This window comes from Mesorhizobium sp. M0048 (assembly GCF_040323405.1).
GTDB lineage: Bacteria > Pseudomonadota > Alphaproteobacteria > Rhizobiales > Rhizobiaceae > Mesorhizobium.
Window position 1 is genome coordinate 58,268 of record NZ_JAMYUV010000022.1, and the last position, 21,845, is coordinate 80,112.

General features: G+C 61.7%; 22 protein-coding genes and 1 pseudogene. 5 read left to right on the top strand and 18 right to left on the bottom strand.

Annotated elements, in window-relative coordinates:
* Positions 1 to 144 precede the first annotated feature (144 nt).
* The 3 genes from NKJ84_RS19025 to NKJ84_RS19035 all read right to left on the bottom strand — a co-directional run bounded on the left by NKJ84_RS19025 (position 145) and on the right by NKJ84_RS19035 (position 3,590).
* On the bottom strand, positions 145 to 1,008 hold the full coding sequence (locus NKJ84_RS19025; protein ID WP_352507739.1) for a substrate-binding domain-containing protein: 864 nt from the start codon (positions 1,006 to 1,008) through the stop codon (positions 145 to 147).
* A gap of 1 nt (position 1,009) precedes the next feature.
* Complete coding sequence (locus NKJ84_RS19030) at positions 1,010 to 1,534, bottom strand: c-type cytochrome, methanol metabolism-related (protein WP_352507740.1); 525 nt, start codon at positions 1,532 to 1,534, stop codon at positions 1,010 to 1,012.
* A 154-nt stretch (positions 1,535 to 1,688) separates the two neighbouring features.
* Positions 1,689 to 3,590: a methanol/ethanol family PQQ-dependent dehydrogenase gene (locus NKJ84_RS19035; protein ID WP_352507741.1), complete on the bottom strand. Its 1,902-nt coding sequence runs from the start codon at positions 3,588 to 3,590 to the stop codon at positions 1,689 to 1,691.
* Positions 3,591 to 4,262: 672 nt separating this feature from the next.
* Between NKJ84_RS19035 and NKJ84_RS19040 the strand changes: the two genes are divergently transcribed.
* Positions 4,263 to 4,616: a hypothetical protein gene (locus NKJ84_RS19040; protein WP_254819802.1), complete on the top strand. Its 354-nt coding sequence runs from the start codon at positions 4,263 to 4,265 to the stop codon at positions 4,614 to 4,616.
* A gap of 103 nt (positions 4,617 to 4,719) precedes the next feature.
* On the opposite strand, the gene NKJ84_RS19045 is transcribed toward NKJ84_RS19040, so the two are convergent.
* The 4 genes and pseudogenes from NKJ84_RS19045 to NKJ84_RS19060 form a co-directional block, all read right to left on the bottom strand.
* Complete coding sequence (locus NKJ84_RS19045; RefSeq protein ID WP_352507742.1) at positions 4,720 to 5,280, bottom strand: ATP-binding cassette domain-containing protein; 561 nt, start codon at positions 5,278 to 5,280, stop codon at positions 4,720 to 4,722.
* 37 nt (positions 5,281 to 5,317) lie between these two features.
* Positions 5,318 to 5,461, bottom strand: a pseudogene (locus NKJ84_RS19050) (ABC transporter ATP-binding protein); the annotation flags it as partial.
* Entirely contained in the window at positions 5,430 to 6,224 is a 795-nt protein-coding gene (locus tag NKJ84_RS19055; RefSeq protein ID WP_352507743.1) for an ABC transporter permease, read from the bottom strand. The gene NKJ84_RS19055 and the pseudogene NKJ84_RS19050, both read right to left, overlap by 32 nt.
* Positions 6,221 to 7,213 carry an ABC transporter substrate-binding protein gene (locus NKJ84_RS19060; RefSeq protein WP_352507744.1) on the bottom strand — a complete coding sequence of 331 codons (993 nt, stop codon included), beginning with the start codon at positions 7,211 to 7,213 and terminating at the stop codon, positions 6,221 to 6,223. The genes NKJ84_RS19055 and NKJ84_RS19060 overlap by 4 nt, the downstream gene beginning before the upstream one ends.
* Positions 7,214 to 7,822: 609 nt before the next feature.
* Between NKJ84_RS19060 and NKJ84_RS19065 the strand changes: the two genes are divergently transcribed.
* The gene (locus NKJ84_RS19065) at positions 7,823 to 8,203 is read left to right on the top strand and encodes a c-type cytochrome (protein ID WP_352507745.1); all 381 of its coding nucleotides are present in this window, start codon (positions 7,823 to 7,825) and stop codon (positions 8,201 to 8,203) included.
* A 63-nt stretch (positions 8,204 to 8,266) separates the two neighbouring features.
* Here the strand turns inward: NKJ84_RS19065 and gph are convergent, their stop codons facing one another.
* From gph to NKJ84_RS19115, 10 genes are all read right to left on the bottom strand, one after another.
* Complete coding sequence (gene gph, locus NKJ84_RS19070; protein ID WP_352507746.1) at positions 8,267 to 8,968, bottom strand: phosphoglycolate phosphatase; 702 nt, start codon at positions 8,966 to 8,968, stop codon at positions 8,267 to 8,269.
* Positions 8,965 to 9,522: a thioredoxin family protein gene (locus NKJ84_RS19075; protein ID WP_352507747.1), complete on the bottom strand. Its 558-nt coding sequence runs from the start codon at positions 9,520 to 9,522 to the stop codon at positions 8,965 to 8,967. Before NKJ84_RS19075 ends, gph begins: the two co-directional genes overlap by 4 nt.
* A gap of 22 nt (positions 9,523 to 9,544) precedes the next feature.
* Complete coding sequence (rpe, locus tag NKJ84_RS19080) at positions 9,545 to 10,231, bottom strand: ribulose-phosphate 3-epimerase (protein WP_352507748.1); 687 nt, start codon at positions 10,229 to 10,231, stop codon at positions 9,545 to 9,547.
* A 62-nt stretch (positions 10,232 to 10,293) separates the two neighbouring features.
* The gene (cbbX, locus tag NKJ84_RS19085) at positions 10,294 to 11,232 is read right to left on the bottom strand and encodes a CbbX protein (protein WP_352507749.1); all 939 of its coding nucleotides are present in this window, start codon (positions 11,230 to 11,232) and stop codon (positions 10,294 to 10,296) included.
* An 8-nt stretch (positions 11,233 to 11,240) separates the two neighbouring features.
* The gene (locus NKJ84_RS19090) at positions 11,241 to 11,675 is read right to left on the bottom strand and encodes a ribulose bisphosphate carboxylase small subunit (RefSeq protein ID WP_023678835.1); all 435 of its coding nucleotides are present in this window, start codon (positions 11,673 to 11,675) and stop codon (positions 11,241 to 11,243) included.
* A gap of 18 nt (positions 11,676 to 11,693) precedes the next feature.
* Positions 11,694 to 13,187, bottom strand: a complete 1,494-nt coding sequence (locus NKJ84_RS19095) for a ribulose-bisphosphate carboxylase large subunit (RefSeq protein ID WP_502896185.1) — start codon at positions 13,185 to 13,187, stop codon at positions 11,694 to 11,696.
* Positions 13,188 to 13,207: 20 nt separating this feature from the next.
* The gene (gene fba / locus NKJ84_RS19100) at positions 13,208 to 14,287 is read right to left on the bottom strand and encodes a class II fructose-bisphosphate aldolase (protein ID WP_352507750.1); all 1,080 of its coding nucleotides are present in this window, start codon (positions 14,285 to 14,287) and stop codon (positions 13,208 to 13,210) included.
* 12 nt (positions 14,288 to 14,299) lie between these two features.
* A complete protein-coding gene (gene tkt, locus NKJ84_RS19105) occupies positions 14,300 to 16,306 on the bottom strand; it encodes a transketolase (RefSeq protein WP_352507751.1) in 2,007 nt (668 codons plus the stop codon).
* Positions 16,307 to 16,316: 10 nt separating this feature from the next.
* Positions 16,317 to 17,189 (bottom strand): phosphoribulokinase, encoded by an 873-nt coding sequence (locus tag NKJ84_RS19110; protein ID WP_352507752.1) that lies wholly within the window; start codon positions 17,187 to 17,189, stop codon positions 16,317 to 16,319.
* A 5-nt stretch (positions 17,190 to 17,194) separates the two neighbouring features.
* Entirely contained in the window at positions 17,195 to 18,241 is a 1,047-nt protein-coding gene (locus tag NKJ84_RS19115) for a class 1 fructose-bisphosphatase (RefSeq protein ID WP_352507753.1), read from the bottom strand.
* Between the two features lie 123 nt (positions 18,242 to 18,364).
* Here NKJ84_RS19115 and NKJ84_RS19120 point away from each other — a divergent pair, with 123 nt between their 5' ends.
* Positions 18,365 to 19,324 (top strand): LysR family transcriptional regulator, encoded by a 960-nt coding sequence (locus tag NKJ84_RS19120; protein ID WP_352507755.1) that lies wholly within the window; start codon positions 18,365 to 18,367, stop codon positions 19,322 to 19,324.
* Positions 19,325 to 19,452: 128 nt separating this feature from the next.
* On the opposite strand, the gene NKJ84_RS19125 is transcribed toward NKJ84_RS19120, so the two are convergent.
* The gene (locus tag NKJ84_RS19125; protein WP_352507756.1) at positions 19,453 to 19,815 is read right to left on the bottom strand and encodes a hypothetical protein; all 363 of its coding nucleotides are present in this window, start codon (positions 19,813 to 19,815) and stop codon (positions 19,453 to 19,455) included.
* Between the two features lie 80 nt (positions 19,816 to 19,895).
* Here NKJ84_RS19125 and NKJ84_RS19130 point away from each other — a divergent pair, with 80 nt between their 5' ends.
* Positions 19,896 to 20,474 (top strand): TetR/AcrR family transcriptional regulator, encoded by a 579-nt coding sequence (locus NKJ84_RS19130; protein ID WP_352507770.1) that lies wholly within the window; start codon positions 19,896 to 19,898, stop codon positions 20,472 to 20,474.
* Between the two features lie 47 nt (positions 20,475 to 20,521).
* Complete coding sequence (gene fabF, locus NKJ84_RS19135) at positions 20,522 to 21,826, top strand: beta-ketoacyl-ACP synthase II (protein ID WP_352507757.1); 1,305 nt, start codon at positions 20,522 to 20,524, stop codon at positions 21,824 to 21,826.
* Positions 21,827 to 21,845: the final 19 nt, after the last annotated feature.

Here is a 21,845-nt window from a genome sequence, read left to right on the forward strand (position 1 = left end):
GCAATGGCTCGTCCATCACGTCTCAAATGGACAAATGAAACACAAGGTTTTGAAAGGCCGAAAAACAAAACGATCGAAAGTAGCCGTAGTCTTTCTCTTCAATTTTTCATCGCGCAGGTTTGTCCTCCTCCTCACCCATCCCGACTATTGCGTAATCCGATTGTCGTGCTCGTCAATCAGCGGCACATTGTAACCCAGCAGGAGCTTGGTGATCTCCGCCTGGTTCTCCCTGATCACCCGGTTGAGCGTCCGCTTCCATTCCTGGTCGGACGGACGTACGCCCATGGTGATGCGGTAGGACATGCGCGAGCCTTTTTTTTCCTTCAGCAGCGGAACAATGGTGACATCGGCTCCGAGTTCCCTGGCATAGTAACCTGCCATCGGCCCCCACAGGACCGCCGCGTCAATCTTGCCGGCGAGCATGTCCTTGATCATGACCTCTCCCATAGAAGGAGTGACACGCGTATCCACCGCGAGTGGATAGATCTTGGCGGTCCGCAGAAGCTTGTTGGCGGCCATGTTGGCGGTTGGCGGCGTGCTTTCGACGACGCCGATTCTCTTGCCTGAAAGTTTCGGGTCTTCGATCGTCTCGATGCCTTCCATGCCGTTGCCTTTGGGGTATACGAGCACATAGGCGGAGCGATAGTAGGCGTTGGTGTTCTGCACCAGTTCGTCGCCTTGGGCGTAGCCCATGATGATGTCGCATCGGTTGGCCCCCAGCGTGTTGCGCACAAAGCCGGTGACAGTGGGAAACCATGTGTAGGCGACTGATTTCCGCCCCGTCTTCTTGGCAACCAGTTCAGCCAGCTTGTTTTCGAAGCCTTGGCCGTTCTTGTCGGTAAAGGGCATATTCGAGGGATCGGCGCAGACGCGCAGAATGTTGGGATCCACCAGTTCGCCCGCAGCGCCAAGCCCGGCATTTTGCGCCAGAACGTTCGATGGCAGCAAGGCGAGCGCGCCGAGGATCGGCAGAACGACGCGCAGCTTCGATGTAGTGCAGCCGGTCATATCATCCACCCATGCAGGATGCTTCGGCATCCTTGGCTGCCTGAGCCTTGTTTTCGTGCTTGGGCGGCCTGCCGCGGGGTGCCGCGCCATCGGCGCGCGCGCGCAGATAGACGTAAAGGTCGTCCAGGTAACAGTAGACGTTCTTGTTGTCGCCAAAGGCAGGCATGACGTTTTCCTTGCCGCCGCCGACATTCTTGCGGCCCTCGGCGACGATCGAGAGGAACGTGGCGTAATCCATGGTTTTCAGACTATTGACCAGGGCAGGCGCATAACTCGAACCCGTTGCGTCCTGTCCGTGACAGACATGGCAATCGGAGTGATACCGGCGGTACCCGCTGAACGTGTACCAATCGACGGTTCCGTTTTCGATCTTGTAGGTCGGATTTCCGTCCGCATCTAGATATTTGCCTCCTTCTTGCTTCACCGCCTTGGCTTTTTCCATGCTGTCTTCGGCCCGTGCCAGACTTGAGCTGGCCAGAGGCAGCAGGATCAGGGCGAGAGCGGAAACTGCAATGCGAACGATCATTCAGACTCTTCCTTCATTGGCCAGGGACACTGGCTGCCGTCGTGCTCGGCATTGATCGGTGCTTGGGTGCGCGGCGCAATCGAGAGCCCGGTTCCCGGCTTTCGGGTGACCCGGGCTCTCTTTTCGAACCTAGTCGTAAGGCTCTTCCCGGTTATCAGTCCGGGAGGCCGAAGACGGTGAGCTGGCCGCCCAGTGTCGTATAGTCGGCAAGTGCCGCGTAACCGCCGACGGCACCCAGACCGGCGGTTCCAACCACTGCGGCCTGGTCGCCCTGCGCACGGCCCTGATCAACGGCGCCATGCCAGGCAGCGGCGTTGTCGGGCGAAAGCAGCCCACCTGCCAGACCGATACCGGCCCATCCCCCCACGCCGGACAGAACGGCGATGTACTGCTTGCCGTCATGCTCGTAGGTCGTGATGTTGCCGATGATGCCGGAGGGGGTCTTGAACTTGTAGAGTTCCTTGCCGTCCTTATCGACCGCCTTGATGTAGCCTTCGAGGGTACCATAGAAGACGACGTCGCCATCTGTCGCCAATGCGCCCGACCACACCGAGAACTGCTCGGGCTTCGACCAGACGATCTCACCCTTGGCTGCATCCCAGGCAATGAAGTTGCCCATGTTGCCGTCACCGCCGGGCGCCGCATACATCGACACGGTGGCGCCCACATAGGGCTGACCGGCGGTGTAGCTCACTTTGTAAGGCTCATAGTCCATGCAGACATGGTTGGTCGGCACGTAGAACAACCCGGTCTTCGGCGAGTAGGCGGCCGGCTGCTGGTCCTTGGTTCCAAGCGCGGCCGGGCAGATACCGGTCGAGTTGGTGTCTTCGCCGTTCTGCTGGGTCGAATACTTGGCGACGACCTGCGGGCGGCCGTACTGGTCGCTCTTGGGATCCATGTTGACTTCCGTCGCCCAGTTCACTGCCGGATCGTATTTTTTGGCAACGAGAAGTTCGCCGGTAGCGCGATCCATTGTGTAGGCAAAGCCGTTGCGGTCGAAATGCACCAGCACGTCGTGCTTGGCGCCGTTGACCTCCATGCCATCGACGAGAATCATCTCGTTGATGCCGTCATAGTCCCACTCGTCATGCGGGGTCATCTGGTAGAGCCATTTGGCAACACCGGTATCGGCGTCGCGAGCCATGATTGTCATGGACCAGCGATTGTCGCCTGGGCGCTGGACCGGGTTCCACGTCGAGGGATTGCCGGTGCCGTAATAGACCAGGTTCAGCTTGGGATCATAGGAATACCATCCCCATGTCGTGCCGCCGCCCGTCTTCCACTGTTCGCCTTCCCAGGTGTTGGTGCCGGAATCCTTTCCGACGGGCTTGCCGAGATGGGTCGTCTTCTCGGCGTCGAGAAGGGTGTCTGCATCAGGACCTTCCGAATAGGCTTTCCAGGCAAGCTTGCCGTCTTTCAGATTGTAGGCGGCCAGCCAGCCGCGAACACCGAATTCAGCACCGGAGACGCCCACGAGCACCTTGTCCTTGATGACTACGGGTGCCGACGTGCCGGATTCGCCCTTTCCGCCGTCGGTCTGGTCGCCGTTCTTGACAGACCAGACGACCTTGCCGGTCTTGGCATCGAGCGCGACGACGGTGGTGTCGGCCTGGTTGAGAATGATCTTGCCGTCGCCATAGGCGACACCGCGATTGACCGTGTCGCAGCACATGATCGGAATGACGTTCGAGTCCTGCTTGGGCTCGTATTTCCACAGGATCTTGCCGTCGTTCTTGAGGTCGAGAGCATAGACGTTGTTTGGGAAAGGCGTGTGGACATACATCACATCGCCGATGATCAGCGGCCCGCCTTCGTGACCGCGCAGCACGCCGGTGGAAAAGCTCCATTTGACCTGCAGGTTCTTTACATTGTCCGCAGTGATTTGGTTGAGTTTGGAATAGCGGGTGTTGGCGTAGTCACCCGTCTGCATCGCCCAGTTCTTCGCATCCGATGCGAGCTTTGCAAGGTCTTCATTGGCCGAAGCCGTATAAGCAGCGCCGAGCGACAAAAAAGCCGCGGTCGTCAGTATGTAGGTAGTTTTCGCAAGTACACGCATCCGAAATCCTCCCGAGGTTCACAGTGACGAATCGACCGTCAAGCCCACAAGGGGCCTGCCCAAGCGATTCATGTGGGGAAGTAATTTCCGGCAGCTGTCACGACCTACCCCGACAAGCAGAGGGCACCGTTATTGCCCGCCCCACTTGGCCTTCGAAAGACTGCCACCGCTCCCTGACAATGGCGCTCTTGAAGCCGGAAACAGGGAAAAAGCTATGTCATCGCAAAAGGCCAAGCAAGCAAAAACCCTGAGGTGATGTTGCGGTGCAATATCGACTATGGTGCATGGCAATATAAAGATACAAACAAGAGAAGTATCCTGAGTGGCACTATTGCGAGAATGACTGCCAGCGGCCGACATATATAATATCCTTATTGTTATTGTATTATTGGCACGATTCGTGTTGAATTTATTTCCATGTAATTTACAAGGGCGCTTCTGGGTAAGTATGCGTGCGTCTGGTTGGTTGCCGATAGTGGGCGAGGCATGAAATGACCGCTGGAAGCGGGGTGCGCAGCGGGCCGTGAATCCACCTTTTGCCGGTCGACAGGGCATTCCTCCTTTGGTCCTATAAGCAGGCCATGGGAGCTTGACTGGCTTTGCGGTACGTCGCCAATTGGGGCGATGATCCTGTCCGGATACATCGTGTCCAGACCAACTGGAGGTTCCCTCATGATCAGATCTGTTGGGTCTTTTATCCTACCGCTGGTCTTTTCGGCGACACTGGCCTTTGCGAACCCGGCTAGCGCCGCGGGAGACTACCCGACGGCAACGATTGCCGATTACGTGCTCGGCTGCATGCAAACAAATGGCCAGACACGTCAGGCGCTTGAAAGCTGTTCCTGCTCGATCGATGTTATCGCCTCGATCCTCCCCTACGATCACTATGAGAGGGCGGAGACCTTCAAAAGTATGTCGTTGACGACAGGGGAGGCGGCAGGGTTGTTTCGCGAAAGCGCGCCAGCGAAGGCGGCGCGGGCGGAACTGAAACGCGCGCAGGCTGAAGCCGACGTACGTTGCTTTTAGTCAGGCGGAACAGGCACGCGTGGCGGTGCCTCACAGTGCCGCCATTTCTATTGGCCATTGGCTGCGAAATACCTTGCAATCCGCATTCGAGGCCGTAAGGCGATCAGGCCACGCCCGGAAATTTTTGGTGGAACGACAGCAAAAGGTCGCTCATCACCTGTGGGTTGCGATGTTGCCGCGGCAAGCCTACGTCGAACATGCCGAGCACACGGGCCGGGCGCTGCGCAAGCACGATGATGCGGTCCGACAGCATCAGTGCCTCGCGCAGATTGTGCGTTACCATCAAGGCGGTCGTGGGCCGCGCCGACCACACGGTCAAAAGCAGGTGCCGAAGCCGCTCGGCGGTCTGTTCGTCGAGGGAGGCAAAGGGTTCGTCCAGGAAAAGCATCGCCGGTTCGGTGGCGAAGGCCCTGGCAAGCGCTGCCCTGCGCGCAAGGCCGAGCGAAAGCTCCGCCGGATAGAGCGAGTCGATGCCGGCGAGTCCGAGAGTGTCAAACAGCTCGTCGAGACTCTTCGCTCTTAGGCTTTTCGGCAGCGCCAGCCTGACATTCTGCTCCACGGTCCGCCACGGCAGCAAAGTCGGCTCCTGGAACACGGCGGCGATGCGGTTCGAGCCGCCTTGCGGCAGTTGGAAAGAGCCGGAAAAGTCTTTTGTCCAGTCCAAGCAGGATGCGCAACGTCGTGGTCTTGCCGCAGCCCGACGGCCCGAGCAGACAGGCGAATTCGCCCTGCCGGACCTCGAAAGACAGACCCTGAAGCGCCGTGATCGAGACGCCTTGCGCGGACCTGAAGGTCTTTTCAGCGATGTCGACCCTAAGCGGGACGACCGCGCCAACGGGTTGCATGTCGTTCAATGGGCTGCACCAGGAGGAGTTCGATGACAAGCATCACCGCCACGAAAGCCAGCGTGTAGGCAAGGATGGCGGCGACGTCGAAGAGCTGGAAGAAGAGATAGATCTGGAAGCCGACACCATTGGAACGGCCGAGCAGTTCGACCACCAGGACGATCTTCCAGATGAGAGCGATGCCGGACCGCGAGGCCGCGGCAAAATAGGGCTGCAGTTGCGGCAGCAGGACATGGCGGATGCGCTCGAGTGGGCCGAAGCGGTAGACGGCGGCCATTTCGGCATAACGCGGATCAAACGCTCTGGCGCCTTCGCGCATCGTCACCACGACGTTCGGGATCTTGTTCACGGCAACTGCGCCAATCGCCGCCGCCTCGTTGAGGCCGAACCAGATATAGGCAAGCACGATGACCACCAGCGCGGGAATGTTGAGAAACAGGACCACCCACGGACTGAAGAACCGGTCCGCACCGCGGCAGCTGCCGAGGATGACGCCGATGACCGAGCCGATAATCATTGCGACGACGTACGCCGCAGCAACCCGTCCGAGCGTCGCGCCAAGGTGATAAAAAAGGTCGCCGCTCGCCGCTTCCCTGAGCAGCACCTGCCAGACCTGCCCTGGTGAGGGGAAAGCACGGCTTTGCCACAGATTGTCCGCGAGGCTCCACAGCAGGCAAAGTCCCAGCAGGGAAACCGTTACCGTCGGCGCTGGTGTCACCGTCGCAAAGCCGGATCGACCCGACTTGTCTTCCGTTCGGGTCATTTCGCGAGTTCCGGCCAGAACGTGCCGGGCGCCATCTCGGGCGCCCTGCCAACCAGCTTCTCGCCGCCTATCGCGGCCAGCACGTGATAGAGTTTGCCCGCATCGCGCGCTTCTTCGGCGACCGGCCGTCTGGGGATGCCCTGGCGATAGCGGTCGCGCAGTTTTTCCAGCTCCTTGCCTTCTGCGCGAATGAGCGGCGCCAGGCGCAGCCATTCATCATCGGATCTGGCCAGCAACTCCTTGGCCTGCTTGGAGGCCTTGACGAAGCCCCGGGCGGCATCCGGATTGTCGTTCGCCCATTGGTCGTGGAAGACGTAGCCGAGCGCCGATACGGCGCCCGAGGCACCAAGCGCTTTCGCCGCATCATCGGCGCCGATCAACCGACGAAAGCCGTTGGCCTCGAGCCGGGCGCAGAAATGCCAGAAATTGAGTACTGCATCGAGTTCACCCTGCATCGCCTTTTCAGAAATCAGCGGCGGCGCGCCAAAGACGACGTCACAGGCTGCCGGCAGGTCGACGCCGTGATCGCGTCTGGCCAGCGCCTGGACCAGTAGCCAGCTCTTGTCGAGCGGGCCGCCGGCGACACCGATTTTCTTTTCCTTGAGCTCGACGACCGTCCGGATCGGCGATTCCTCCTTCACCATGATTGCCCCCACGGCGGTCGAATAAGGGGCCAATGTAAGGTCGCCGCCCTCGGAGCGCTGGCGCGAGACCCACAGCCAGTCGGTCACGATCATGTCGATCGCGCCGGCGAGCAGCGCGACGTTGGTCGCATCCTCCCCGGCGAAGTAGACGATTTCCAGATCGATCCCGTTGGCCTCGTCGAGCTTGTGGCGTTTCAGCGTATCGAGTTCCCAGCTCACGGTGCCGAACTTCAGGACACCAATTCGGACCTTAGCGGCCGCAAAGACGGCAACCGGCTTTGAGGCGAGGATGGCGGCTGCCCCCACAGCCGCCAAGCGCAGCGTCGCGCGCCGCGAAATCATCATGGCGTCTCCCCTTTCAGGGCCTCGACGAACCAGGAATGCCGATCAAATCGCTCGTTCCTTGCTCGGAAAGGCACATTTCCAGCGCACGACCCTGAGCCTCGGATGTTCCTGAGACCATTTTGCGATCTCGGCGGGCGCCAGGAACATGCATTGGAACAGAGAGCCGCGGCTCTCGAAATAGAGATGCTCATCTCGGCAATTGCCCGGATTGGCGCTAAGGCACACCGTTAATATGAGATCGACCATGTCCATTTGGCACTTATCGTCGCCTGCGCGGCGAACTCTCCAGAGTTCGTGCTTTGGAGTTGCGCGGATTCCTGGAGGTGCCCAACAGCAAACCGGTTGGAGTAAGGCTACGCGTTCGGCCAATAGGCGTCAACGATGTGGACCGCGTGTCGCTACACCCTTCGCGCAGTCGGGAAACGAAACAGGACCTTTGTACGATTGACTTCCTTCATCGGCAGGCTAGCTTTTCGAGGCGTGCAGGTGCTGCCAGTCCGGGGAGGAAGGAGAATAGTTCGCTCTCCCGCACAAAAATGGATGCCGGCGGCCAAGGCATCGACACGCGTAAATTATCCAGGGCCCTCACACGATCAATGAGGAAATGCCATGCGCGCAGTCGCGTTTTTCACCGCCGTGTCCGTTGCCACCTTTGTCACTACCCAGTCTCAGGCCCAGGATGCCGCGGCGGGTGAGAAGGTCTTCGCCAAATGCAAGGTCTGCCACGTCGCAGACAAGGACCAGAACAAGGTCGGTCCGTCCTTGAACGGCGTCATCGGCCGAACGGCCGGCACGCATCCGGGGTTCAGCTATTCCAAGGCCATGACCGAGGCCGGCAAGTCGGGCGTCAAATGGGACGAAGCCACGCTGACGACCTACCTTCGCGATCCCAAAGCGATGGTCAAAGGAACGAAGATGGCGTTTGTCGGCCTCAAGAAGGACGAGGACATCGCCAATGTCATTGCCTACCTGAAGCAATTCTCCAAATAACGCGGTACCGCCAGCCATTTGGACTGCGCCCGGCCGGCGTTGGCCTGGGCTTTGCGCTTGGGGTCACGCAGCATCTTGCAGCGTCTGCATCGCGGACGGCAGATCGAACAGGCTGTCGCAAACGAGGTCGGCGCCAAGCTCTTCAACGGGAATTTGGCTGTATCCGCCACGCAGCAGAATGACTGCCATGCCGGCTGCGCGGGCGGCGGCCACGTCGGCGCTGCTGTCTCCGACCATCAGCGTATCACGAGGTTCGACCTGAAGCTGGTCGAGCGCCAGCAACAGCGCGTCTGGCGCCGGCTTCAAGTATGTCACCGCGTCTCCCCCGACGATCGCGCCGAGATAGTCCGTCAGCCCAAAATGCAGCAGGATTTCGCGAGCCGCCAACTGCGGCTTGTTGGTCACCACGCCCATGGCTATTCCGCTCAAATGCAAGTGCGTGAGAACCTCCCTGACGCCAGGCATCAGCATCGTGCGGCCGGTCAGATGCCTGCGATAGATCGGCGCCATGACGCGGTTGGTCTCATCGAGCGCGCTGCCGAGGAGCGGCGTGCCGGAAGCCGCGAAGGCTCGTTCGACCAGTTTCCTGATGCCGCCGCCGATCATGGCCTTGACCTGATCCAGGCGCAGCGGCGGCAGATCGCGGCCGGCCAGCAATTCGTTGACCGCGGCCGTTATATCAGGCGCCGAATCGACCAGCGTACCGTCGAGATCGAAAAGGATCGCCTTGGGCGATCGAAACGGCCTGCCTGCGCCGACGTTCATGCAGCATCCTTCCACTTGATCGAACAGCCGATCGAAGCGATCTGGTCCAGCGGTCCGTCGCCGGTTCGGGCAACCTGCTTCATCGCCTCGAACAGATCGCGCCTGAGCCCAGGCGGTCCAACGTCGCGTCGCGACGCGTCAAGCCGGCCGCGATATTGCAGCGTCAACTCGTTGTTGAGCCCGAAGAAATCCGGAGTGCAAACGGCTCCGTAGGCACGCGCCACCGTCTGGCGCTCGTCGTGGAGGTAAGGGAAAGTGAAGCCGTTCGTCCCGGCGAAGAGCTTCATGTTGTCGAAGGAATCCTCCGGATAGGCGTTGGCATCGTTGGAGTTTATCGCGACGAAGCCAATGCCCTCGGCCTTGAGATCGTTGGCGTCGCGGACGATGCGTGGAATCGCCGCCTTCACATAGGGGCAGTGGTTGCAGATGAAGGCCACCACCAGCCCGTTCGGACCGGCGTGGCTGAAGATGGAATGCGATTTGCCGTCGACACCGGGCAAAACGGCATCGATGGCTTGCCAGCCGAAATCGCAGACAGGTGGGATTGCCGCCATATTTGCACTCCGATGTGACGGTTTACGCGGCTTTCCGGATCGACCCGTTGGCCGCCTGCCTGATGGCGTCGATATTGGCACGATAGGCAGCCTCGGTGCCACCCTTGAAGATGGCCGAGCCGGCGACCAGCACATTGGCGCCGGCCGCGGTGACCAGCGGAGCGGTCTCGGGCGTGACGCCGCCGTCGATCTCGATGTCGATCGGACGTTGGCCGACCAGCGCCTTGACCCGCCTGACCTTGTCGACGACAGCCGAAATGAATGCCTGGCCGCCGAAGCCCGGATTGACCGTCATCAGAAGCACAAGATCGAGCCGGTCGAGCACATATTCGATCACGCTTTCCGGCGTTGACGGGTTCAGCGACACGCCGGCCTTCTTGCCGAGATTCCTGATTGCCTGCAGCGAACGGTCGAGATGCGGCCCGGCCTCGGCGTGCACCGTGATGACGTCGCAGCCGGCATCGGCGAAGGCGGCGAGATAGGCGTCGGCCGGCGCGATCATCAGATGGCAATCGAAGACCTTGTCCGTCCGATCACGGATCGCCTTGACCACCGCCGGACCGAAGGTGATGTTGGGGACGAAATGGCCGTCCATCACGTCGAGATGGATCCAGTCGGCACCCGCCCGGACGACCGCTTCGACCTCGTCGCCGAGCCGCGAGAAGTCCGCAGAAAGCACCGAGGGCGCGATGATTGTCTTGGTATCCATGATCGTCGACTCCCATTCTGTCGTCCGTTTCCGGTCGCTGCGCACCAACCGGCGTCATCTTGTCAGCGCGCCTTCGTCTCTGGTTCGCCTTCGAGCTTACCTTCCGCGAATACGCGGCTGCCGCGAATATCGGATTCCTCGATGGTGATAAGATCGGTTTTCGTCAACGCCCGGTCGCGCGACGCGAAAAGCCGGTTGGCCTGGCGAAGCCGCGCCCGGTCGAGCCCATTGCGGACCGATCGGGCGTTGGAGAAATGCGGCAGCCGCATGCGGATCGGGAGATACTCTTCGAGCGCCTTGGCCGCCGCTTCGCTGAGACGGTAATTCTGTTCCGCCAGCATGATCTCGGCGATCAATTTGAGTTCGCTGACGCCGTAGTCGGGAAAATCGAGGTGATGGGCGATGCGCGAGCGCATGCCGGGATTGCTGTCGAAGAAGCGGTCCATCTTGTCCTTGTAGCCGGCGAGGATCACAACCAGATCGTCACGGTTGTTTTCCATGCACTGCAGCAGGATTTCGATCGATTCCTGACCGTAGTCGCGTTCGTTCTCGGGCTTGTAAAGATAATAGGCCTCGTCGATGAAAAGCACCCCGCCCATGGCGCGCTTAATCACTTCGCGGGTTTTGGGCGCGGTGTGGCCCACATACTGGCCGACGAGATCGTCTCGCGTCACCGCGACCATGTGCCCTTCGCGGACATAGCCGAGACGATGCAGGATTTCGGCCATCCTCAGCGCCACGGTGGTCTTTCCGGTGCCGGGATTGCCCGTAAAATTCATGTGCAGCGTCGGCGCGCCCGAGGTCAGCCCGAACTTGCGGCGAAGTCGGTCGACCAGGAGCAGCGCCGCGATCTCGCGGATGCGGGTCTTGACAGGTTTCAGGCCAACAAGTTCGCGGTCGAGCTTATCCATCACCTCGTCGATGTTAGACGCTTCGAACTCGGCCTGCAGATCAACCGATTCGCCCTGCGCGGCAGCGCCCTTTGCTATCGCGTCCAGCATGGCTTCGGCTAGCTCCGCTCGCCTTCGGGCCTGTCGGTCGCATAAGGCACGATCGAATAGCCCTGGCTGCGGCCGTCGCGCTCCTGGCGCAGCAGCCGGAAGCCGGGTTCATTGGGTGGCCGGTTGACGATGAATGACATGCGCGGCGCTTCCCAGCCCTTGGTCGAATCGAAGGCCGTGACCCGGACATACATGTTGGGCATGGCTTTCCGGCAATTGTTGACTTCAAGCAGGATGCCCGCCGGGTCCCTCAGGTCGAACATTGGGTTGCCGTACATTTCCCAATAGGTGTTTCGCGGATGCGGATCGTCCGTGTATTCGACGCTGACCGCCCAGTGGTTTTTCAGCGCGTATTTGATCTGCGCCGAAATCTGCTCATCGGTTAGCTCGGGCAGGAACGAAAACTGTCCCTGCGTGACCTTGTTTCCCGGATTGGTCATCATGGCGACGGTTCCTTTCGTCTAGAAGCTCGGCATTGCGGTTGGCACAAAATCGGCCGTGTCGGTCGATTCGTAGTTGAAGGTGACGTCCTTCCACGTCTCCAGGGCCGCCTTGAGCGGCGTGCACCATCTGGCCGCCTGTTCGAGGATCTTGGTCCCTTCGCGCAGATAGTCGCGGCCCTCGTTGCGGGCGAGGATCATCGCCTCCAGCGCGACGCGATTGGCCGTCGCGCCGGCCTGGATGCCGTCCGGATGGCCGATCGTGCCGCCGCCGAACTGCAGGATGACATCCTCGCCGAGATAATGGATCAACTGGTGCATCTGGCCGGCATGGATGCCGCCCGAGGCGACGGGCATCACCTTGTTGAGCGAGGCCCAGTCCTGATCGAAGAACAGCCCGGTTTCGAGGTTCTGCGGCGTGCGCTCCTCGCGCAGCGTGTCATAAAACCCCTTGATCATCAGCGGGTCGCCTTCCAGCTTGCCGACCACCGTGCCGGCATGGATGTGATCGACGCCGGCCATGCGCATCCATTTGCAGATGACGCGAAAATTCATGCCGTGGTTCTTCTGGCGCGAATAGGTCGAGTTGCCGGCCCGGTGCAGGTGCAGGATCATGTCGTTGCGGCGTGCCCACTTGGCCATCGACTGGATCGCCGTATAGCCAATGACGAGGTCGATCATGACGATGCAGGAGCCAAGCTGTTTTGCGAATTCGGCGCGCTCGTACATCTCCTCCATCGTGCCGGCGGTGACGTTGAGATAATGGCCCTTGACTTCGCCGGTGGCGGCCGACGCCTTGTTCACAGCCTCCATGCAGTAGAGGAAACGGTCGCGCCAATGCATGAAGGGCTGCGAGTTGATGTTCTCGTCGTCCTTGACGAAGTCAAGGCCACCCTTCAGCGCCTCGTAGACGACGCGGCCGTAGTTGCGGCCTGACAGGCCAAGCTTCGGCTTCGTCGTCGCGCCGAGCAGCGGTCGGCCGAACTTGTCGAGCCGCTCGCGTTCCACCACGATGCCGGTCGCCGGGCCCTGGAAGGTTTTGAGGTAAGCCACGGGGATGCGCATGTCCTCGAGCCGCAAGGCCTTGACGGCCTTGAAGCCGAACACGTTGCCGATGATCGATGCAGTCAGGTTGGCGATGGAGCCGGGCTCGAACAGGTCGAGGTCGTAGGCGATATAGGCGAAGTACTGTTGCTCGATCCTGGTGCCTGGACCTGTGTTCGGCACCGGCTCGGATTTGAACGCCTTGGCGCGATAAAGCTCGCAGGCGGTCAGCCTGTCGGTCCACACCACCGTCCATGTCGCGGTAGAGGATTCCCCGGCGACGGCGGCGGCCGCCTCCTCGTGGTCGACGCCGGCCTGCGGCGTGATCCGAAACATGGCGATCAGGTCGGTCTCCTTGGGCCGGTAGTCCGGCTCCCAGTAGCCCATCTTCTTGTAAGGAATGACGCCCGACTTGTAGCGTTCGCTGCCTTCCTTGAGCGTGCCTGCTGACGGCATGTCGATCTTGTTCATGACAGGTCTCCTGTTGCCGCTCAGGCGGCTTTCGCAGTTGCGATATGCGGGTCGAGTTTTCCCGCGGCGTAACGTTTCGCCATCTCATCCATGGCGATCACCCTGATCTTCGACGCGTGGCCTGCGGTGCCGAAGCGTTCGAAGCGATCGCGGCAAAGGTCGCGCAGCGCGTCCATGGCGGGTTTCAGGAATTTACGCGGATCGAATTCGCGCGGGTCCTCGGTCGCGACGCGGCGGAACTGCCCGGCCATGGCCATTCGGCAATCGGTGTCGATGTTGACCTTGCGCACGCCGTAGCGGATGCCGCGCTCGATTTCCTCGACCGGGACGCCAAAGGTCTGGGGCATCTCGCCGCCATAGTTGTTGATGATGTCCTGCAGTTCCTGCGGCACGGAGGAAGACCCGTGCATGACCAGATGCGTGTTGGGCAGCTTTTCGTGGATCGCCTCGATCACCTGCATGGCCAGGATGCCGCCGTCAGGCTTGCGGCTGAATTTGTAGGCACCGTGTGAGGTACCGCAGGCGATCGCCAGCGCGTCGACCCGGGTGGCGGTCACGAAGTCGACCGCCTGGTCGGGATCGGTCAAAAGCTGGTCATGGGAAAGCGCACCTTCAGCGCCGTGCCCGTCCTCGGCCTCGCCCTGGCCGGTTTCCAGCGAGCCGAGCACGCCAAGCTCGCCTTCGACTGAAGCGCCGACCCAATGCGCCATGCGTGCGACACGTTCGGTGATGGCGACGTTGTAGTCGTAGCTCGCCGGCGTCTTGGCGTCCGCCATCAATGACCCGTCCATCATCACCGAGGTGAAGCCGTGGCGGATCGCCGACAGGCAGGTGGCTTCGTTGTTGCCGTGATCCTGATGGATGCAGAGCGGAATGGCCGGATGGATTTCGGTCAACGCCTCCATCATCTTGGCCAGCATGATGTCATTGGCATAGGAACGGGCGCCGCGCGAGGCCTGGATGATGACCGGCGCATCGCAGGCCCTGGCGGCCTCCATGATGGCGAGGCCCTGTTCCATGTTGTTGATGTTGAATGCCGGCACCCCGTAGCCGTGCTCGGCGGCATGGTCGAGAAGCTGGCGAAGGGTGATGCGGGCCATTGTCGGTTTCTCCTAGATGATGAGCTTCAGCGCCGCTGCCGCGACGGCTTCGGGCGTGATGTCGAAATGCCGGTAGAGATCCGGGGCAGGGGCGCTGGCGCCGAAACCAGCCATGCCGACGAAAGCGCCGGTGTCGCCGATCCAGCGGTCCCAGCCGAGCCTTGCTGCGGCTTCGATGGCGATGCGCGGCGCCAGGCCGAGGACGGCCTGGCGGTAGTCCGCATCCTGTTCCTCAAACAGCTCCCAGCACGGTATCGAGACGACCGCGGCGGCGATGCCGTGCTCGGTCTCCAGCCGTTCGGCGGCGGCAATAGCGATCTCGACCTCCGAGCCGGTGGCGATCAGCGTCACGGCACGGTGCCGGGCTGGCTCGCGCAGGATGTAGGCGCCACGGCTCGACCGGTTCTCGTCGCCGTGCCCCTGGCGCAGCATCGGCAGGTTCTGGCGCGAGAGCACCAGCACGCTTGGCCGGTTCTCGCTTCTCAGTGCCAGTTCCCAGCATTCCGCCGTTTCGATGATGTCGGCCGGACGGAAGACGTTGAGGTTTGGCGTCGCCCGCAGCATCGCCAGGTGCTCGACCGGCTGGTGGGTCGGGCCGTCCTCGCCGAGACCAATGGAATCGTGCGTCATCACATAGATGACGCGCTGGCCCATGAGCGCCGAGAGCCGCATCGCGCCGCGCGCATAGTCGGCGAAGCACAGGAACGTGCCGCCATAAGGCACGAAGCCGCCATGCAGTGCGATGCCGTTCATGGCTGCGGCCATGCCGTGCTCGCGGATTCCATAGTGGATGTAGCGGCCGGCGTAGTCGCCCGGCGCGATGCGGTTCATACCCTTGGTGATCGTCAGGTTCGAATGCGTCAGATCGGCGGAGCCGCCGACGGTCAGTTCCGTTGCGCCATTGATCGCAGCGAGTGCCATTTCCGAGGCTTTTCGCGTTGCAACCTTGGTCGCCTTCCCGGCATGCTCCTTGCGGAAAGCGCCGAGTGCTTCGAAGACCGCATCGGGCAGGGCGCCGGCGACCGCGCTCTCGAAGGCCTGCCGCCGTGGCGAGGCGGCAAGCCGCTGCTCCCAGGCGCGCCGTGCCGCTTGACCGCGGCCGGCAATCTCGCGCCAGGCGAAAAGGATATCGTCCGGCACCTCGAACAGCGCGAAGGCCCAGCCGATGTTTTCGCGCGTCGCGGCGATCTCCGCATCGCCCAGCGGCGCGCCATGCGTTTTTTCCGAACCGCCCAAATTGGGGGCTCCCTTGCCGATCACCGTGCGGCAGGCGATCAGAGACGGCTGGTCCGATTGCTGCGCCGCTTCGATTGCCGCCGCAACAGAGTCGGTGTCGTGGCCGTTCACCGACTGGACATGCCATCCAGCGGCTTTGAACCGTGCCGGCTGGTCCATCGATGTCGACAGCGAAGTCGGTCCGTCGATCGAGATCGCATTGTCGTCCCAGAAGACGATCAGCCGCGAGAGCTTCAGGTGACCGGCAAGATCGATCGCCTCGTGGCTGATGCCTTCCTGCAGGCAGCCGTCGCCGGCGATCACGTAGGTGAAATGGTCGACGAGATCGGCGCCGTGCCGGGCAGCAAGCATGCGCTCCGCCAGCGCCATGCCGACGGCGGTCGAGATGCCTTGTCCAAGCGGACCGGTTGTCGTCTCGATGCCGAGCGCATGGCCATATTCCGGATGTCCGGCGGTGCGGCTGCCCAGCTGGCGAAACCGCTGCAATTCTTCGATAGGCATGTCTTCAAAGCCGAGCAGGTAATGCAGCGCATACTGCAGCATTGAGCCGTGCCCGGCCGACAGCACGAAGCGGTCGCGATCGGGCCAGTTGGGTGCCGACGGATCGATATTGATGAAGCGGCTGAACAGCACCGTCGCGACATCGGCCATGCCCATCGGCATGCCCGGATGGCCGGAATTGGCCTTTTGGACGCTGTCCATCGCCAGAGCGCGAATGGCGTTGGCCATGTCGCGCTCAGAGACCGCGGCGACGGGCTTCAATGCTGCTGCCTGGCTGCTCATGGCGTCCTCCTCACGACACACGGTTCTTGCGTTCGATCAATTGCAGGATGAGCGGCGTCAGGATCAGCTGCATGGCAAGGTCGAGCTTGTTGCCGGGCACCACTATGGAATTCGGCCGCGACATGAACGAATCGTGGATCATCGAAAGCAGGTAGGGGAAATCGATGCCGCGGGGATTGGCGAAGCGGATGACCAGCATCGATTCGTCGGGTGTCGGAATCCAGCGCGCGATGAACGGATTGGACGTGTCGACGATCGGCACGCGCTGGAAGTTGATGGCGGTCTGCGAAAACTGCGGGACGATGTAGCGGACATAGTCCGGCATGCGGCGCAGGATCACGTCCATCACCGCCTCTGTGGAATAGCCGCGCGTTGCGCGGTCGCGGTGGATCTTCTGGATCCATTCCAGATTTATGACCGGCACCACGCCGATCCTAAGGTCAGCGTGCCTGGCCAGGTTGATTTTGTCGGTGACGACGCAGCCATGCAGGCCCTCGTAGAAGAGCAGGTCGCTCGGCGGGAATTCGCGCCATTCGGTGAAATGTCCCGGCGGCGTGCCGTACTGCCTTTCCTCATCCTCGTCATGGATGTAGGTGCGGGTCTTTCCGGTTCCCCGGCGGCCATATTCCTCGAATACCTCTTCGAGGATTGCCAATTCATTGGCCTCGGCATGGAAGTGGGTGAAGTTCGGATTGCCCGCCTTTTCCTCCTCGGCCACCTTCGCCTTCATCGTGGCGCGGTCGTAGCGATGGAAAGCATCGCCTTCGATGAAGGCGGCCCCGATGTTCTCGCGCCGGAAGATCAGTTCGAAGATGCGCTTGACAGAGGTGGTGCCTGCGCCCGACGACCCGGTGATGGTAATGATGGGGTGCTTTGCCGACATGGTCTTCAGGCCCTGAAAAGGCCGCGGCGGCTGAACAGCGGCGCGCGTTCGCCGATGGCGCTCGGCTCGGTGTGGTAGCGGGTGATGCGCGCGACTTCGCGCGCGGATCCGAAAACCATGGGCACGCGCTGGTGAAGGTTCTCTGGTTCGATTTCGAGGATGCGGGTGATCGTATCGGTGGCGGCACCGCCCGCCTGTTCGACGAGATAGGCGATCGGGTTTGCCTCATAGACGAGGCGCAGTCGCCCCTGGCGGTAAGTCTTGCGCTTGTCGCCCGGATACAGGAATACGCCCCCGCGCATCAATATGCGGTAGCAGTCCGCGACCAGGGAGGCGATCCAGCGCATGTTGAAGTCCTTCTCGCGTGGGCCTTCGGTGCCTTCAAGGCAGTCGTCGATGTAGAGCCGCACCGCCTCGTCCCAATGCCGGTAGTTGGCGGCGTTGATGGCGAACTCCTGGGTTCGCTGCGGGATGATCCGGCTCTCGTAGGCCTGGACGAAGGTGCCGAGCCGGGTCGAGAGAAGGAAGACATGGGTGCCGCTGCCGAGCGACAGAACCAGCGCCAGCTGCGGGCCGTAGATGAAGAAACCGGCGCCCAGCTGGTTCACGCCTGCCTGCAAAAATGAGGCGGCCGGATTCCTATCCGGCTCACCAATTGCAGGGAGGAGCGAGAAGACCGTTCCGATCGACACGTTGGTGTCGATGTTGGATGAGCCGTCGAGCGGGTCGATGGCGATGGCAAGAGCCGCTTGCCTGTCTAGCAGCACCGGCTGCTCCAGTTCCTCGGAGGCGTAGAGCGCGACCGGAGCGTGGCGCATGGCGTCGAGGAAGATGTCATCGGCAAAGACATCGAGATCCTTCTGGATGTCGCCGTCAGCATTGGCGCCGCGGGTTCCGGCAAAGGCCGTGCCGAGCACCCCTTGATTGATGGTGTTGCGGATCGTGGTGGCCGCCTGCGTCAGCTGACGGATGGTCGCTACGACCGCGGAGCGCAGTTCGTCCGGCTCGCCAAGATAGGAGTTCAGAAAAGCGTCGAGCGTTGCCGCTGGCATCGTAACCTCCCGATCCAGCCGCCTCTCCTCGGGTCGGCCGGATTGGGAAAAGAGAACAAACGACGCTGGATAAGTAAAATTCAATAACTTTACTAAGGCAATAAAAAAATTTTAGTATGCCATATGAGAAACCTCACGCTTAAGCAATTCAAGACCGTTCAGGCAATCATCAGCCACGGAAAAATCGTCAGCGCGGCCAAGGTCTTAGGCCTGTCTCCTCCAGCGGTGACGATCCAGTTGCGGCAGGTGGAGGAGGAGTTCCAACTGGCCTTGTTCGACCGGACATCGGACGGCATGCGTCCCACTGCCGCAGGTCTGGCCTTCGTGGAGACGGCACAGGCCATCGAGGAGCGGCTTCGTCTGCTCGAAGACAAGATGGATGCGATCAAGGGCGTGCGCGCCGGCAGCTTGCGGCTCGGGGTCGTTTCCACGGCCAAATATTTCGCGCCGCGGCTGATGGCCGCCTTCATGAAGGAACATCCCGATATCGACATGCGCCTTGCCATCGGCAACCGCGCCGAGACGATTGACAATCTGAAGAACCACGACATCGATATCGCGCTGATGGGACGCCCGGCCAAGGAAATCCCGGTGCGTGCTTCGGTCTTCGGCGATCACCCGCTGGTCATCATCGCACCGCCCGACCACCCGCTGGCGTCGGCACGCGACATTTCCAAGGAGCGGATCGCCGAGGAGCATTTCCTCATTCGCGAGCCCGGCTCCGGAACGCGCATCTCACTGGAAATATTCCTGAGCGACGTGCCCGGCCGCATCGACGATCTCGGCGTCGAGATGGACTCTAACGAGACCATCAAGCAGGCGGTGATGGCCGGGCTCGGCATCGCGTTCATCTCTGCCCACACCATCGCTGCCGAAACCGAAGCCGGCCGGCTGGTTATCCTCGACGTTGTCGGCATGCCGATCCGCCGGCAATGGTTTTCGGTGATGCGCAGCGATCACGCGATTTCGCCGGCGATGGCGACCTTCCACGATTTTCTGATGCGCAAGGGCGCGATGTACCTGCCCCTGTTCGGCAAGCTCTATCCGCACGAGGAACCGAACACTGGAGGTCGCGCGAGTTAGGGCGCGGGGTGCAGGCAAAACGCTTGCCCCCAAACTTATTCGATAGCGTGATCGAGGCACCGTGTGGCGAGCCGCGCGGACGCGAGAGCCAACGGCCAGTAGCACGCAGGTTGCGGCTACACGTCGGCTCAGCGCATTGTCGCGTCGGCTCGCAGACGCCTGTTCGTCTCGGTCGAGACCGTCACCTGCTCGCCGGACCTTGAGAACGCGTAGAGCGAGCCCTGGTGACCCGGCATGGAAAAGGCCACGGAGTCGTCGTCGGCGAGACCCATTACGACGCGCAGCGGATCGCCCCCGGTCTTCGGCGCGAAGGTGGCGGTGACCTCCAAGAGGTCGCCGTCGACCGGGACGTAGTAGACCACCATGTCAAGGTGTCCCTCGTGCAGGCTGCCGCCCTCGATCGGGCGTCCGATGGTGGCCTCCTCGGCAAAAGCCGGGGTCGCAAGAAACAGCGCGGCCAGGAGCGATGCGCTCAGGTTTTTGCGGATCATCTCATATCTCCTTTTTTAGATTGCATTCGACCTCTATACGATTTATAGATTACGAATGCAATCCAAAAAGGAAGCTAACGATGCGCGTAAGTCGTACCCAGGCCGCGGAAAACCGCGAAACCGTTATCAATGTGGCAAGCCGCCTTTTTCGGGAGCGCGGTTTTGACGGCATTGGCCTTAAGGATCTGATGAAGGGTGCCGGGCTGACCCAAGGCGCTTTTTACAAGCAGTTCGCGTCAAAGGAGGACCTGGCGGCGCAGGCGTCCAAACGGGCGATGGAGAGCGCCACCCACCGATGGTCGGCCGCGATTACGGCAAAACCCGAGGATCCGCTTGGCGCGGTGATCGCGTTCTACCTCAGCATGGACCATCGCGAAGAAAGGATGGACGGCTGCCCGATCGTGGCGCTCGGTTCGGATGCCGCCAGACAGGGCGTGGACGTGAGAGCGTCGTTCGAAGCCGGGATCAGGGAATATCTTGAGATGTTTGGTAGTTGGGTTGGCGAGGCCGACGGCGAGCGGCCCGGCGACAAGGCCATGGCCATTCTCTCGACAATGGTCGGTGCGGTGCTCCTTTCGCGCGTCGTCAACGACCCCGACCTCGCGCAGGCATTTCTGGATGCGGCGACAGAACAGGTTCGCGAAGCAGCCGGTGCTTGAACGGCGTGCGCAGCGCTGGCGGCGCACCCAAATTGATAGGAAAATAGATGCGACGGATTGTTGTCACAGGCATGGGAGCGGTCACGCCCCTTGCTGCCGATGTCGAAGCGTCCTGGTCGCGCCTCCTGGCCGGTCGCTCGGGTATCCGCAGGCTTCCGGACGATGTGGTGGGAGACCTCCCGGCGAAGATCGGAGGGGTGGTTCCCTCCCTGGAAGAAGACCCCGAAGCCGGCTTTGATCCGAATACCGTCCTGGCTGCGAAGGACCAGCGCAAGGTAGACCGGTTCATCATCTTCGGGCTCGCGGCTGCCGAAGAGGCACTCGCCCAAGCAAGATGGACGCCCGTCTTGGAAGCGGATCGCTTGCGCACGGCCATTATCATCGCGTCCGGCATCGGCGGGTTCCCTGCCATAACCGAGGCGGTGCGCACGGTGGACCTGCGCGGCGTCCGCCGCCTCTCGCCGTTTACGGTGCCGTCCTTCCTGGTAAACCTCGCGGCGGGCCACATCTCGATCCGCCATGGCTTCAAAGGCCCGCTCGGTGCACCGGTGACGGCGTGCGCGGCCGGCATCCAGGCGATCGGCGATGCGGCTCGTCTCATCCGGGCAAACGAGGCCGATATCGCCGTGTGCGGTGGAACGGAAGCATGCATGAATATCGTCAGTCTCGGTGGGTTTGCTGCCGCACGCTCTCTTTCAACCGGCTTCAATTGGGCGCCGGCTCAAGCCTCCAGACCGTTCGACAAGTCGCGGGACGGCTTCGTCATGGGCGAAGGAGCCGGCATGCTGGTCATCGAGGAATTGAGCCACGCGCTGGCGCGCGGCGCAAGACCGCTGGCCGAGCTTGTCGGCTACGGCACGACGGCGGATGCTCATCACGTCACCTCCGGTCCCGAGGACGGCGACGGTGCGCGCCGGGCCATGGAGATCGCAATCGCCCAAGCAGGGATTTCGCCCCGCGAGGTTCGTCATCTCAATGCCCATGCGACCTCCACGCCGGTGGGCGACCTGGGTGAGATCGAAGCGATCAAGAGGGTGTTCGGGCGCGATTTCGCGATAGCTGTCAGTGCTACGAAATCGGCGACCGGACACCTGCTCGGAGCCGCTGGCGGGCTCGGAGCTATCTTCGCAATCCTGGCGCTCAGGGATCAGATGGCACCGCCGAGCCTCAATCTGAGCGCTCCCGATCCGGCCGGCGACGGGATCGACTTCGTCGCAAACCAGGCCCGGCCGATGGCGATGGACTACGCAATCTCCAATGGCTTCGGCTTCGGAGGCGTTAATGCCAGCGCGCTGTTCCGGCGCTGGACGGATGATCTGGCCGGCGCGAGCACCGGAGGCGCTCATGATTGACGCCTTTCGCTCCGACCTT

Bases quoted from the DNA above. Each gene is read 5' to 3' on its own strand.
- NKJ84_RS19060 (WP_352507744.1), bottom strand. From the start codon at position 7,213: ATGATGATTTCGCGGCGCGCGACGCTGCGCTTGGCGGCTGTGGGGGCA.
- NKJ84_RS19095 (WP_502896185.1), bottom strand. From the start codon at position 13,187: ATGAACAAGATCGACATGCCGTCAGCAGGCACGCTCAAGGAAGGCAGC.
- NKJ84_RS19075 (WP_352507747.1), bottom strand. From the start codon at position 9,522: ATGGCGGCAATCCCACCTGTCTGCGATTTCGGCTGGCAAGCCATCGAT.
- rpe (WP_352507748.1), bottom strand. From the start codon at position 10,231: ATGGATACCAAGACAATCATCGCGCCCTCGGTGCTTTCTGCGGACTTC.
- NKJ84_RS19125 (WP_352507756.1), bottom strand. From the start codon at position 19,815: ATGATCCGCAAAAACCTGAGCGCATCGCTCCTGGCCGCGCTGTTTCTT.
- NKJ84_RS19035 (WP_352507741.1), bottom strand. From the start codon at position 3,590: ATGCGTGTACTTGCGAAAACTACCTACATACTGACGACCGCGGCTTTT.
- NKJ84_RS19090 (WP_023678835.1), bottom strand. From the start codon at position 11,675: ATGATGACCAATCCGGGAAACAAGGTCACGCAGGGACAGTTTTCGTTC.
- NKJ84_RS19030 (WP_352507740.1), bottom strand. From the start codon at position 1,534: ATGATCGTTCGCATTGCAGTTTCCGCTCTCGCCCTGATCCTGCTGCCT.
- NKJ84_RS19065 (WP_352507745.1), top strand. From the start codon at position 7,823: ATGCGCGCAGTCGCGTTTTTCACCGCCGTGTCCGTTGCCACCTTTGTC.
- NKJ84_RS19110 (WP_352507752.1), bottom strand. From the start codon at position 17,189: ATGTCGGCAAAGCACCCCATCATTACCATCACCGGGTCGTCGGGCGCA.
- tkt (WP_352507751.1), bottom strand. From the start codon at position 16,306: ATGAGCAGCCAGGCAGCAGCATTGAAGCCCGTCGCCGCGGTCTCTGAG.
- NKJ84_RS19120 (WP_352507755.1), top strand. From the start codon at position 18,365: ATGAGAAACCTCACGCTTAAGCAATTCAAGACCGTTCAGGCAATCATC.
- NKJ84_RS19130 (WP_352507770.1), top strand. From the start codon at position 19,896: ATGCGCGTAAGTCGTACCCAGGCCGCGGAAAACCGCGAAACCGTTATC.
- NKJ84_RS19025 (WP_352507739.1), bottom strand. From the start codon at position 1,008: ATGACCGGCTGCACTACATCGAAGCTGCGCGTCGTTCTGCCGATCCTC.
- cbbX (WP_352507749.1), bottom strand. From the start codon at position 11,232: ATGCTGGACGCGATAGCAAAGGGCGCTGCCGCGCAGGGCGAATCGGTT.
- NKJ84_RS19040 (WP_254819802.1), top strand. From the start codon at position 4,263: ATGATCAGATCTGTTGGGTCTTTTATCCTACCGCTGGTCTTTTCGGCG.
- fba (WP_352507750.1), bottom strand. From the start codon at position 14,287: ATGGCCCGCATCACCCTTCGCCAGCTTCTCGACCATGCCGCCGAGCAC.
- NKJ84_RS19055 (WP_352507743.1), bottom strand. From the start codon at position 6,224: ATGACCCGAACGGAAGACAAGTCGGGTCGATCCGGCTTTGCGACGGTG.
- gph (WP_352507746.1), bottom strand. From the start codon at position 8,968: ATGAACGTCGGCGCAGGCAGGCCGTTTCGATCGCCCAAGGCGATCCTT.
- fabF (WP_352507757.1), top strand. From the start codon at position 20,522: ATGCGACGGATTGTTGTCACAGGCATGGGAGCGGTCACGCCCCTTGCT.
- NKJ84_RS19115 (WP_352507753.1), bottom strand. From the start codon at position 18,241: ATGCCAGCGGCAACGCTCGACGCTTTTCTGAACTCCTATCTTGGCGAG.